The sequence below is a fragment of the Mesorhizobium escarrei genome, from assembly GCF_935825525.1.
In the GTDB taxonomy this organism is placed as follows: Bacteria; Pseudomonadota; Alphaproteobacteria; order Rhizobiales; family Rhizobiaceae; genus Mesorhizobium; species Mesorhizobium escarrei.
The window spans coordinates 22116-34612 of sequence record NZ_CAKXZT010000113.1 but is presented as its reverse complement, the minus strand read 5'-3'; the positions used below and the strand labels follow the sequence as shown (position 1 = coordinate 34612).

The 12497-nt window shown below is 64.4% G+C and carries 10 protein-coding genes and 1 pseudogene; 5 read left to right on the top strand and 6 right to left on the bottom strand.

Going from position 1 to position 12497, the window contains the following annotated elements; all coding sequences use genetic code 11:
- The first annotated feature begins 3 nt into the window (after positions 1–3).
- The 3 genes from NMG80_RS07770 to NMG80_RS07760 all read left to right on the top strand — a co-directional run bounded on the left by NMG80_RS07770 (position 4) and on the right by NMG80_RS07760 (position 1491).
- Positions 4–627 (top strand): L,D-transpeptidase, encoded by a 624-nt coding sequence (locus NMG80_RS07770; protein ID WP_436798567.1) that lies wholly within the window; start codon positions 4–6, stop codon positions 625–627.
- 163 nt (positions 628–790) lie between these two features.
- Complete coding sequence (locus NMG80_RS07765; RefSeq protein WP_254017576.1) at positions 791–1009, top strand: hypothetical protein; 219 nt, start codon at positions 791–793, stop codon at positions 1007–1009.
- Positions 1010–1251: 242 nt separating this feature from the next.
- The gene (locus NMG80_RS07760) at positions 1252–1491 is read left to right on the top strand and encodes a PA2433 domain-containing protein (RefSeq protein ID WP_254017575.1); all 240 of its coding nucleotides are present in this window, start codon (positions 1252–1254) and stop codon (positions 1489–1491) included.
- Positions 1492–1671: 180 nt separating this feature from the next.
- On the opposite strand, the gene NMG80_RS07755 is transcribed toward NMG80_RS07760, so the two are convergent.
- Entirely contained in the window at positions 1672–3744 is a 2073-nt protein-coding gene (locus tag NMG80_RS07755) for a transcriptional regulator (protein WP_254017574.1), read from the bottom strand.
- A gap of 229 nt (positions 3745–3973) precedes the next feature.
- Here NMG80_RS07755 and NMG80_RS07750 point away from each other — a divergent pair, with 229 nt between their 5' ends.
- Complete coding sequence (locus NMG80_RS07750; protein ID WP_254017573.1) at positions 3974–5062, top strand: PLP-dependent cysteine synthase family protein; 1089 nt, start codon at positions 3974–3976, stop codon at positions 5060–5062.
- Between the two features lie 21 nt (positions 5063–5083).
- Positions 5084–6580: a pyridoxal phosphate-dependent decarboxylase family protein gene (locus NMG80_RS07745; protein WP_254017572.1), complete on the top strand. Its 1497-nt coding sequence runs from the start codon at positions 5084–5086 to the stop codon at positions 6578–6580.
- A gap of 235 nt (positions 6581–6815) precedes the next feature.
- On the opposite strand, the gene NMG80_RS07740 is transcribed toward NMG80_RS07745, so the two are convergent.
- The 5 genes and pseudogenes from NMG80_RS07740 to NMG80_RS07720 form a co-directional block, all read right to left on the bottom strand.
- Positions 6816–8456, bottom strand: coding sequence for an ABC transporter substrate-binding protein (locus tag NMG80_RS07740; RefSeq protein WP_254017571.1), 1641 nt, complete (start codon positions 8454–8456; stop codon positions 6816–6818).
- 305 nt (positions 8457–8761) lie between these two features.
- Positions 8762–8896 (bottom strand): annotated as a pseudogene (locus tag NMG80_RS07735) (esterase); the annotation flags it as partial.
- An 8-nt stretch (positions 8897–8904) separates the two neighbouring features.
- A complete protein-coding gene (locus tag NMG80_RS07730) occupies positions 8905–9585 on the bottom strand; it encodes an isochorismatase family protein (RefSeq protein ID WP_254017570.1) in 681 nt (226 codons plus the stop codon).
- A gap of 325 nt (positions 9586–9910) precedes the next feature.
- Positions 9911–11215, bottom strand: a complete 1305-nt coding sequence (locus tag NMG80_RS07725; RefSeq protein WP_254017569.1) for a M24 family metallopeptidase — start codon at positions 11213–11215, stop codon at positions 9911–9913.
- Between the two features lie 286 nt (positions 11216–11501).
- Positions 11502–12479 (bottom strand): GlxA family transcriptional regulator, encoded by a 978-nt coding sequence (locus NMG80_RS07720; protein ID WP_254017568.1) that lies wholly within the window; start codon positions 12477–12479, stop codon positions 11502–11504.
- Positions 12480–12497: the final 18 nt, after the last annotated feature.

The following is a 12497-nucleotide window of genomic DNA, read 5'->3' as shown; positions in this document are numbered from 1 at the left end:
GCGATGGCGCTCGGTCTTGTCGCGGTGGCGGCGCTGGCTGCGGGAACACAGGTTTTCGATCCGAAAACCCGTAAATGGGTGGACTATGACCGTACCAAGGCGCGCAAATACTATGCCGCGCATAATGAAGTGCCAGAGGCGTTTCGCCCGCAGATGGTCAAGTTCCGCACCGCGGAAGTGCCGGGTACGATCATCATCGACGGCAACCAGCATTTTCTCTACCTTGTGCAGCCGGGGCAGCGTGCCATGCGCTATGGTATCGGGGTGGGCCGGGAAGGCTTTGGATGGGCCGGCATCGTGCGCGTCGGCCGCATGGCGGAATGGCCGACCTGGACGCCTCCGGCCGAAATGATTGCTCGTGATCCAAATGCGGTCAAACATGCGGGAGGCATGCCGGGGGGGCCGGACAACCCGCTCGGCGCCAGGGCGCTCTATCTGTATGAGCGCGACCAGGACACGATCTACCGGATACACGGCACGCCGGAGCCGTGGACGATCGGGCTCGACGTGTCATCAGGGTGTATCCGGATGCGGAACGACGACATCACCGATCTGGCATCGCGCGTCAAGGTTGGGGCCAAGGTCATCGTTCTCATGCAGGGGGCGGCACTTTACAAGGGTGTGTGAAGCCCGGGTGTGTGAAGCCGGGGTATGTGAAGCGGCATTCGGAGAGGGACAAGCAATGTCGGCAAAATCTTCAGTGAGATCTTCGATCCGGGCAATAGCAATTGGATTCTTGGCTGCCTTGAGCGCTTGCGTCAGCGCGCCGCCGCCGCCGCCTCAGGACCAGATGTCCAGGACCAAGGTCGAGACGGCCCCGGCGGACATTCAGCTGCTTTGTGCCGACGCGGTCGCCAAGGCGAGCGGCGCCGATAGCACCAAAATACTTCCGGTTTCATCAGGCAAGATCGATTCCAAAACCTATCAGGTCGAACTCGATGCCAGCGGCAAAAAGACAAGCTGCCTTGTCGATACGGACGGCAATGTCAAATCCGTTCAGCCCACCTGATCCGATCTGGTCGAAGGATTTCGCGGCGATCTGACGATTGCCGCGAACCTCGCGTCGACTTCGGACGTGACGAAGTTGGCGACCTGCCGTGGTGAAAGGTTCAGAAACCGCGAGAAAAAGCCCGACCGACCGCAGCGTGCCTCAACCCAGCGGCATCATCGTGATTGGCACGTTCGGGCATTCGCTGTACCGTTCCTATGCCGGTCGCCGAAATTGCGTGTTCCGGCAAGGGAGAAATGTCCATGTTACGATCAATTTCGCTTGCGGTTTTCCTGGCGGTCGTTCCTGCGACAGCCTTTGCGAATTCATGCCCGACCATCATGGCCGAGATCGACGCGGCGTTGCCGACCGCGACCATCGCCGAGGCGGACAAGACCAAAGTCAAGGAACTGCGCGCCCAGGGCGAGAAATTGCACGCCGCCGGCGATCATGCAGGATCAGAGGCTGCGCTCAACCAAGCCAAGTCGATGCTCGGCATATAGATGCTCCCCCTTCTCCCCTGTGGGAGAAGGTGGCCGAGCGAAGCTCGGTCGGATGAGGGGTGTTCCAGCTTGGCACCACGGCGATCCGTCCAGCACCCCTCAACCGTCTCGGCGCTGCGCGCCGATCCACCTTCTCCCAAAAAGGGAGGAGGGAAGCTCTCCACCGTCAGGGCCGCGTGATCACCCCAACCCGATGCGCCTGGCGCCTTGCCGGAACAGTGCTGCGGCGTCCGGCTCGAAGCGGAAGGTGGCGATGAAATCGTCGGCACAGTAGTTCGGCAACGTCTTGCGGATGGCGGCCGCGAAAGTGCGGGCCTCGTCAAGCCGCCCCGCCAGCGCAAGGCAGTGCGCCGCGATTGCCAGGATGATGGCGTGGGCGTTGGGACGGGCGGCTGCCTTCAGCGCCCATTCGGCGGCCTCTTCGAACTGGCCGAGCCGGACATGCGCCATCGCCCTGGCGCCGAGCATGCCGAACAGCAGCGGATCGAACGGGCTCAGATGACGCGAATGGTCGGATGAACCGATCGCCGCGTTCGGATCACCCGACTGCGAGTGTACGAACGAAAGCGCGTAGTGGCCGAGCGCGAAGTTCGGGCTGAGGTCCACGGCCCGTTCCAGCTCGATGAGAGAGCCGTCGTGCTCGCCGCGCAGCCACAGAGCCCGGCCCATAGCCCAGTGCGCGGCCGGATTGTGATCGTCGACCAGAAGACTTTGGCCGGCGGTCTCGAGGGCGAGGGCGCTTTCCCGGTCGCGGTCTCCCCAGCGCTGAAAGGCGCTTTGCCAATGGGTGAAGGACAGGCCGGCATAGGCACGGGCGAAGGTCGGATCGAGCTTCAGGGCCATGCCGAAGAAATGCCGGGCCTGCTCGTTTTCGGTGCGGGTGAAGCGATACATGTGCCAGAGACCCCGATGGTAGGCCTCCCAGGCGTTCAGCGAGTTGGGGGGTTTCAGCATGGCGCGGTTGCGCTCAACCATCTCGATCTCGGCTGAGATCGACGAGACGATGCTGTTGCCGATATCGTCAAGGACGGCAAAGATATCGTCGGGCTTGCGTTCGAACGTCTCGGCCCAGACGATCCTGGCGGTGCGCACCTCGACAAGTTCGACTGAGACCACGACACGGCCTACCTGGCTGCGCACCGTCCCGGTGGCGACATAGTCAACGTTGAGCCGCCGGCCGGCATCTTCCGGCGCGATGTTTTTCTCCGCCAGCGCAAAGACCGAGCCACGGGCGATGACGAAGAAATCCCTGAGCTTGGCCAGGCGGGTGATGATGTCGTGGGTGAGGCCGTCGGCCAATCCACCGCGAGAGGGGCCACCGCGAAAGGGGCCGCCGCGAGGGTCGTCGACAGCTGCCTCCTCGACAAACGGCATTATCGCGAGCGAGGTCTTGCACGATGCAGCAACACCGGAATCGGGAAGCATAATTTCCGCTTGCGGGACCACGGGCACGAGTGCCGGTCGCGCCCAGAGCGTCGCGGTCGGGCGTTCGCTGCGAATCGTCCGCCATGCCTCACGAACGGGTTCGAAATCCAGATCCTCGGAAGCAAACAGCTGCGCCGCGGAAGCGAGATGTTCCTCGCACGCGGCGATCTGCCCGCGCTGCGCCAGCCTTGTCAGAAGAGCCAGATGCGCACGCCCGCCGAAGGGAGCGAGTTCCACCCATTTCTCCAGATGCGCGGACATCTCGTCGGCATCCGCCGGAAGCTTGTTGACGAGATGTTCCAGAATGGCGGCATGCCATGAGCTGAAGCGGCGGCGTTGCGCGATCAGCCAGCTGTTGAAATGCGGGCTGCGGTCGATCTCCAGCCCGTCGAGGAAATCGCCGAGGAACAGCCCGGACAAGGCCTGCAGCCGCTGCAGATCGAGCGTCTCGATTCCTCTAGCGGCGGCCGAGGCGATGTCGATCGCGTCGACGGAAACGCCTTTCAGATCAAGCTCGATCGTATCGCCAGGCGTTTCGATCCTGCGGCGATCCGGTTCGTCGAGGACGCCCCTGAGCTTGCTGAGGCACCAGCGAAGCTCGCCCCTCGGATCATTCGGCACATCCCACAAAAGCTGGCACAGACGGCTGCGGCCGACGGCATGCGGCGCGAGCGCCAGATAGGCGAAGAGCGCGCGCAGCTTGCGCGATGCCGGCAGTTGCACGGTGGCGCCGTCGCGGATGACCGTCAGCGGTCCGAGCAGCCGCACGGACAGCCCGGCCGTTGCGCCGTCCAGGCTCGATCGAGCGGATTCCACGTGCGTTTCCACGCTTGCTCCCACGCTGGCCAGTTGTCCTCTGTTCTACCATCGAAAGCGATAGAGTGCATCCGGCAACGAATTTCCGCGCCGGCTGCTGGCATCGCCCTTTTCCGGGCCACATGCCGGCAAAGCAAGCGTACTGCGGCAAGGTCTCGAAACCTCGCCGCCCAGGCCACCGGTTTGTAACCAGCTCGTGACGACGACACCTCGTGACGACAACAATAAGGGGAGAGCAGACATGTTGCAGCAACGGAAAATCAGAACCACGGCTGGCCGCGGCCGCCTGTTCGACAGCATTATCGACACGGTCGGCGACACGCCGGTGATCAGGATAAACAATCTCGGCCCCGATCATGTGACGATCTATGTGAAGGCCGAGTTCTTCAATCCGGCGGCGTCGGTGAAGGACCGGCTGGCGCTCAACATAATCGAGGAGGGCGAGCGCAGCGGCGCCCTGAAACCGGGCCAGACCGTCGTCGAGGCAACCAGCGGCAACACCGGCATCGGCCTAGCCATGGTCTGCGCGCAGAAGGGCTATCCGCTGGTGGTGACGATGGCCGACAGTTTCTCCATCGAGCGGCGCAAGCTGATGCGCATGCTGGGCGCCAAGGTGGTGCTGACGCCGCGCGCCCACAAGGGTTTTGGCATGTACAATAAGGCGGTCGAGCTCGCCGAGGCCAATGGCTGGTTCCTGGCCCGCCAGTTCGAGACCAAGGCCAATGCCGCCATTCACGAGGCGACGACGGCGCGCGAGATCATCAACGACTTCGCCGGATCGCGGCTCGACTGCTTCGTCACCGGCTACGGAACCGGCGGCACCGTCGTCGGTGTCGGGCGCGTGCTGCGCCGCGAGCGTCCCGCAACCCGGATTGTGCTGGCCGAACCCGCCAATGCCCAGCTCATCGGCAGCGGCAAGGCACAGGAGCGCGGCGCCGACGGCGCACCCGCCGCCAGCCATCCGGCCTTCGAGCCGCACCCGATCCAGGGCTGGACGCCGGACTTCATTCCCAACGTCCTGCAGGAGGCGGTCGACGCCAATCTCTACGACGAGGTGGTGCCGATTGCCGGGCCCGAGGGCATCAAATGGGCCAAGGCGCTGGCGCAGAAGGAAGGGATTTTCACCGGCATTTCCGGCGGAGCCAGTTTTGCGGTGGCGCGCCAGATCGCCGAAAAAGCCGCACCCGGCTCGGTGATCCTGTGCATGCTTCCCGACACCGGCGAACGCTACATGACGACGCCGCTGTTCGACGGCATCGAAGCCGAGATGGACGCCGAGGAGGTCGCGCTGTCGCGCTCAACGCCGGGCTGCCAGTTCCCGGCCGAATAATTGCCATCGGGAGCAATGCGGATGGACGCCATGCTGAAAGCCGCCGGCACTGCCGGTATGGTTGCCGAAGAAACGCTCGATCCGGTCGACTGGGCCGATGTGCAGGCGTTGTCGCACCGGATCGTCGACGACGCCGTCGACTATCTGCGCGATGTCCGCGAACGCCCGGTGTGGCAGGAGATGCCGGCGGAGGTGAGAGAATTTTTCGCGGCACCGCTACCGCAATCGGCTCAACCGCTTGCCCAAATCTACGGCGAGGTCGTCGAGAACGTGATGGCCTACCCGATGGGCAACATCCATCCTCGCTTCTGGTCCTGGTATATGGGATCGAGCAATTTCACCGGGGCGCTCGGCGATTTCCTGGCGGCGATCCAGGGCTCCAACCTCGGCGGCGGCAACCATGCCGCCGCGCTGATGGACAGCCAGGTCGTCGACTGGTGCAAGCAGATGATGGGCTTTCCGCCATCAGCCAGCGGCACGCTGGTCAGCGGCGGCTCGATGGCCAACATCATCGGGCTGACCGTGGCACGCAATGTCAAGGCCGGCATCGACGTGCGCGAGCATGGCGTTGCCGCCATCGACAAGCCGCTGCGTTTCTATGGCTCGGACCAGCTTCACTCCTGCCACCGCAAGGCGATGGAGGCGCTCGGCCTCGGCAACCGGGCGCTGCGCCGCATCCCGACCGATGCCGGATTGCGGATCGACATCGATGCGTTGCGGTCGGCCATCGCCGACGACCGCCAGGCGGGTTTTCGGCCGGCCTGCGTGATCGGCACGGCCGGCACCGTCAACACCGGCGCGATCGACGATCTGCAGGCGCTTGCAAGGCTGGCGGCGCAGGAAGACCTCTGGTTTCATGTCGACGGCTGCATCGGCGCGCTGATCGCCATCGCGCCGGAAAATTCCCACCGCGTTGCCGGCATCGAGCACGCCCACTCGATCGCGCTCGACCCGCATAAATGGCTGCACGCTCCTTTCGAGGTCGGCTGCGTGCTGATTAGGGACGCCGCGGCCCATCGCAGCACGTTCGCGGTGACGCCGGAATATCTCGAATCGACGCCGCGCGGCCTCGCCTCGGGCCAGTGGCTGCATGATTTTGGCCTGCAGACGTCACGCGGTTTTCGCGCGCTGAAAGTGTGGATGGCGCTGAAGCAGCACGGCATCGAGAAATTCGGCCGCCTGATCGACCAGAACATCGCACAAGGCCACATGCTCGGCACGCTGATCGAGGCCGAGCCGCTGCTGGAACTGGTCGCGCCGCCGAACATCAACATCGTCTGTTTTCGCTACCGCGGCGACGGGCTGACGGGAGAGCGGCAGAAAGCTCTCAACACCGAGATCATGCTGCGGCTGCAGGAAGAAGGCATCGCCGCCCTTTCGGATACGACAGTGCACGGCCAGCATTGCCTCAGGGTAGCGATCAACAACCACCGCACGCGGCGCGACGATCTGGACTTGCTGGTGCGCGAGACGGTTCGGCTTGGGCAGGAGATTCTAAAATCGGGCGCCGCTCGCTGATCCGTGTGGCGCGAAGATCGTCAATGCTCCGAGGTTGGCGGGAAAGCGGCTTCATTCCAGCTTGGGTTCCTCGCCCGCACGAGAGTGGGGGAGAGGTGGCTCGGCGAAGCCGGGACGGAGAGGGGGAACCGCGCTCTACGAAAGCCCCCTCTCCGGCCGCTTCGCGGCCACCTCTCCCCCGCTTCGCGTGGGCGAGGAACCCAGGCCTTGAGAGGCTGTAGGGACGGCACCCGGATCACGCCTCGAGCCAAACCTTCTCGAAATGCTGCTCCAGCGACTGGTGCTGCTCGCAGCCGTGCACGCCCTTGCGATAGGTCCGGTAGACCGAGCGCCAATAGGGCTGGATGATGATGCCGGAGTCGCGCAGGTTCTGCTCGATCTTGGCCATGATCTCCTTGCGCGCACTGGCATCAGGTGTGGCCAGCGCCTTGTCGAGCAAGGCGTCGAATTCGGGATTGGCGTAGGCGGTCTCGTTCCAGGCGGCGCCCGATCTGTAGGCCAGGGCCAGCACCTGGACGCCCAGCGGCCGGCCGAGCCACTCGGTGCAGGAGAAAGGATATTTGCTCCAGTCGTTCCAGAACGTCGCCGCCGGCAGCACGGTCCGTTTGACCTTCAGTCCGGCGTCGCGCATCTGCGCGGCGATGGCGTCGCCGGTGTTCTTCTGCCAGTCGACATCGACGGAGATGAGCTCGTATTCGTCGTCGGACTTGCCGGCCTCGGCAAGCAGCGCCTTGGCTTGATCGACATTGCGAACGGCCGGGCCGATATCGGCGTATTCGGCATGCATCGGCCCGACATGGTGGTTCTCGGCCGGCTTGCCGCGGTCGCCCATGCCGATCTTCAGGATCGCGGCGTTGTCGACGGCGAGCTGGGCGGCGCGCCGCACCCTGATGTCGTCATAGGGTGCATTGCCGACGTTGAAACGCGCGACGATGGTCGAGCCGGTGGCAAGCTCCGAGTTGCTCAGATCCATGGCGTCGGTTTGCGAAACTGTATCGGCGGCGGTTTCGTGGTTGGTGTCGATCTCGCCCGATTCGAAAGCCGAGAACATCGCATTGGGATCGGAGCCGTAGTCGACCCATTGGATGCCGTCGAGCCAGAAGTCGCCTTTCCACCAAGGCTTCTCCTTGCGGCGGACCTCGGCGCCAACCTCAGCGTCCCATTGCACCAGTTCGCAAGGTCCAGTGGTGATCGCCAGCGCCTTCAGCGGATCGCCGTCGCCGTCGTAGCTGCGATGCATGATCAGCGCCGGATAGTCGGTCATGCCGGCAATCAGTGAAATGTCGGGCTTCGGCAGATTGAGCCGGACGGTAAAGTCGTCGACACGCTCGATGCCGCCGTCGATCGGCTTCTTGGTGGCGGCGTCGACCACCGCGCCCATCCGCTCGGCGACCGAATTGCCGGCGACGCCGGCGTCGCACCAGCGCGTCAGATTGTGGACGACATCGTCGGCGTTGAAGGTGTCGCCGTTCGACCAGGTGATGCCCTTGCGGACATGCAGCGTCAGCACGCGCGCGTCGTCGCTGGTCTCCCAGTTCTCGAGCAACCACGGCTCGAAGGTGAAATCGCGGTTCCAGCGCACCAGATACTCGTTGCACTGGCGGGCAATGTTGGACATTTCGACGCCGTCGAAGGTGCGCGGGTCCTTCCAGCCCTTGACGTTCATGGCGACGCGCAAGACGCCGCCGCGCTTCGGCTCCTGCGCCCTGGCCGGCGAGGGCGCAAGGCCGCCAAGCGCCAGCGCGCCGGCGGCGCTGACGCCAAGTGCGGCCATGGTGGCGAGGTATTCGCGCCTATTCATGCCGCCTTTCTTGAAGCCGTCGGCGACGGGCTCAGCCTGCGGATGCAACGCTCTGTCGGTCAGCATCAACTTCATCGTCGAATCCTCCCTGTCGGCGCCCGGTCGACCGCGTCGCGGGGGCGGATGCGGCCGCCGGGCGCCTTTCGCGATAGGCAATGATAGTGCGGGCGTGGCCCGGAAAGTGTTCGGGTTTCCGCAGTTGTTGTGCGCTGTTCCGCATCGGTGGAAGCGGGGTGCTTGAAAGGCCCCCCTCATCCGGCCCTTCGGGCCACCCTCTCCCCGGCGGGGAGAAGAGGCTGCCACCGGCGTGGGCGATCTCTTCTCCCCTCGGGGAGAAGGTGGCCCCTAAGCGGCCGGATGAGGGGGCATTCGCGGGTTCCCTACAACCACTCGCCCTTGCCGAGCGTGGCGATGGCGGCGGCGATGCGGGTGAAGGCTTCGCCGGCCCGCGGCAAGGTTTTGCGGGCGCGCAGGAAACTGTGGACGACGCGCGGCTCCTCGTACCACCAGGCGCGGCAAAGCGTCAGAGTTCGGCGTAGAGCCGGGCGGCGTTTTCGTAGGTGAAGCGCAAAGGCACCGAACCCACGACCTGCCATGCATAGACCGTCTCGCCTGCCATCAGTCGGCACGCGCCGTCGGTAGTGGTGACGGCGCCGCCATAGAGCCGGTTGGCAAGGTTGAGGATAGCGGTCTGGTGCATTGCCGTGGTGCCGCTGCCGCAGGCATCCTTGACCAGCAGCACCCGAAAGCCTGATGACACCGCATCCCTGACGGTGGCGTCGATGCAGGCCTCGGTCCACACACCGGCAACGACCAGCCACTCGATCCCTTCGGCCTTGAGCCGGCCTGCGGCAGGGCCCGCACCGAAGGCACTGGCCTCAGTCTTGACCAGCATCATCTCGCCGGCGACCGGCGCCACTTCCGGACAGATCGCCGTCAGCGGATCGTCCTTGTCGGAGAAAGCCGACCTGCCATTGGCATCGACCGGATGGAACCGCCGCGCCTCCCTGGTGAGGTCGACGATATAGGCCGAATGATAGAGCAGCACATCGTTGGCCCGCGCCGCCGCCTGCAGGCGCTGGACGTTTGCGAGGATGTCGCCAAAACCCTCGACCAGGTAACGCTTGTCCTGGCGATGCTCCTCCTGGAGGTCGACGAACACTGCGGCCACCGTGCCGCGTTTGATCGAGACCGGAGTTTTCATTCGACCGCGCTTGGCTTCCCGGCTAACGCTGCTCCTTTCGGAGGGCTCCAAGCCAGCTTCGTCAGCCCAGAACGAAGCAGGAGCGAAGCTCCTTCGCGGAAATCCTGGGATCCATGAAGTGAGGGATGCCGAGGAATGCGGCGAAACAGAATTCTGCACCGCAGCAGCGCTCTTAAGTCACGGCATGGATCCAAGGGTCTGCGCCGCGTCGCTGCGCTCCTTGCTTCGCCCCAGGATGACGAAGCGAAGGGTGTTTGCGACAGTCGCCAAAGCATGCGACCGGTCAAACGCATCCGGCTATCAAAACGTTGCGAGGGAACGAGCGTCACACTTGTTTCTCCAGAAAATCGTCCTCATAGGGAAAGCGCGACAGAGGCTCGGTGCCGGTTTCGGTGACCAGGATCTCGTCCTCTAGCTTGACGCCCTCGCGGCCGCCTTTCTCGCCGATATAGCTCTCGACGCTCACCACCATGCCGGGCACGATAAAGCCGTCGCGGCCATAGGTCTCGTAGTCCATGGCGTGCGCGATGAACGGCGTCTCGCCATGCATGCCGACGCCGTGCATGACAGATGTATAGCGCTGGTCGACGAAGCGGTCCGGGATCTTCCAGGCCTTTTCGGCAATCTCGCGAAACGCCATGCCCGGCTTCACGATCGAGATGTTGTGCTGAACCTGATCGTGGGCCATGCGGTAGAGCGACTTCTGATAATCCGTCGGCTTGCCCGGCCCGCAGCGGAAGGTGCGCGAGAAGTCCGAATAATAGCCGTAGCAGCCGATCGTATCGGTATCCAGCGCCAAGAGTTCGCCCGGCCTGATCTTGCGGCCGCTCGCCTCGTTGAACCACGGATTGGTGCGCTGGCCCGAGGTCAGCAGCCGGGTTTCGATGAACTCGCCGCCCTGGCGGATCACCTCGTGATACATGATGGCGAACAGGTCGTTTTCGGACACACCGGGCTTGATCGCCTCGCGCACCGCATAGACGGCGGCTTCGGCGCCGGCCATCGACACCTGCAGGCACTTTATTTCTTCGGGCGTCTTGACCGCGCGCACGGCGAGAATTTCTCCCTGGCAATCCCGGACCTCGCAGCCGCGCTTTTCCAGCGCCAGCGCCTGCAAATGGCCGCAGCGGTCGAGGCCGAGCTTCATCGAACCGCCGCCATGCGCCTTGAGCAGTTCGCCGATCTCGTCGGCGAATGGACCTGCGGTTTCGTCGTCGCGGCCCGACACCGAAGACCACACCAGCCTGGACGGCCGTGCCTCGTCGATCGTGTCGAGCACCATCGAGACATGATAGCTCTGCGGATATTCGAACAGCACGATCGGCCCTTCGGTCGGGATGAAGAAGTAGCGCGTCGAGTTGCGCAGAAAATAACCGAACATGTTGCGCGAGCCGGTGGCGTAGCGCTGGTTATAGGGATCGAACAGCACGACGGCGCCGTAGCCGGCCTCGCGCATCCAGGCGCGAAGCCTGGCCAGCCGCCCCTTGCGCAGCGCGTCGGCATCGATGAAGGACGGCTCGGTATCCGACAGCCACATGCCGCCGGCCGGATCGGCCGCAGCCGGGTGGCGCATGCGGTCCTTGAAGTCGACGTCCTCGGTGCTGTCGGGGTCGAAAACGACGATGCTCACGGCGTGGCCTCCTGGATGCGGGGAAGATGAGCCATGCGTCGTTCAGAGGCTGTGCGGGATACCGCAGATGTTATGCTGAATACCGCTTGGAGTAGCGCTCTACGGCGCCCTCCTCTGTCCTGCCGGACATCTCCCCCACTTGGGGGGAGATTGGCCGTCACCGCTGCTTTCGCCAAACTGCACCATCTCAGGAGAAGCGAAACACCGAAGCTGCCGATCTCCCCCCTCGTGGGGGAGATGGCCGGCAGGCCAGAGGGGGGCGCTGTCCCGCCAACGCTCGCAAGCCCTAATGCCGCCTCATCACCTTCGGCGCATGCCCATGCTCTTCCCGAAACGCCCGCGCAAAGCTCGACATCGAAGCAAAACCGCAGGCGAGCGCCACGTCCCGCACCATCAGCGTCGAATGCGCCAGGAGATCGGCGGCGCGCTTCAGCCGCAGGCGGCGGTAATAGCCGTTGGGCGAGATGCTGAGCTCGGCGCGGAAGTTGCGTTCGAGCTTGTCGGAGGAGACGCCGAGCTTTTCGGCCAGCGCCGCCATGCCGAGCCGCTCCTCCACCGCGTCCTCCATGATGGCGATGGCCGCCAGCACCAGCTCGTTCTGGACGCCGGTGCGCAGCCGCAGCGGCATCAGCTTGCGGTCGACGCTGGAGCGCAGTGGGCTGTGCACGAACCATTCGGCGACGCCGGCCGCGAGTTCGGCGCCATAATCTTTGGTGATGATCTCCAGCATCATGTCGAGGCTGCCGACGCCGCCGGCCGAGGTGAAGCGTTTGCGGTCGATGACGTAGAGATCGCGCCTCAACTCGATGTCCGGAAACGCTTCGGTGAAGGCCGCCTGGCTGGTCCAGTGCAAGGTGCAGGCATGACCATCGAGCAGGCCGGCCCGCGCCAGGAAGAAAGCGGCATCCGCCACCGCGCCGATATGGGCGCCGCCGCGCAGGCTCCTGCGGATCCAGCTCACGGCATCGTCGGCGACAAGATGATCGGCGTCGCCGCCCGAGCAAACGACGATGCGGTCGACCTTCGGCGCATCGCCGGCGAAAAAGCCGGGCTGGATGACGACGCCGTTCGAAGCCGCGACCGGACCTTCGGCGGCGCCGACGATGATCCAGCGGTAGCATTCCTTCTTGGCCAGCACGTTGGCCGCACGCAACGGCTCGATCACCGAACTGAAAGCCATCATCGGAAAGCCGGGGAAGACAAGGATGGCGAAGGTGAGCGGGGCCGCGGCGGCTATTGGCTGGTCTCGCTCTCGAGTGGTCATGACTTCTACCGTGCCTGT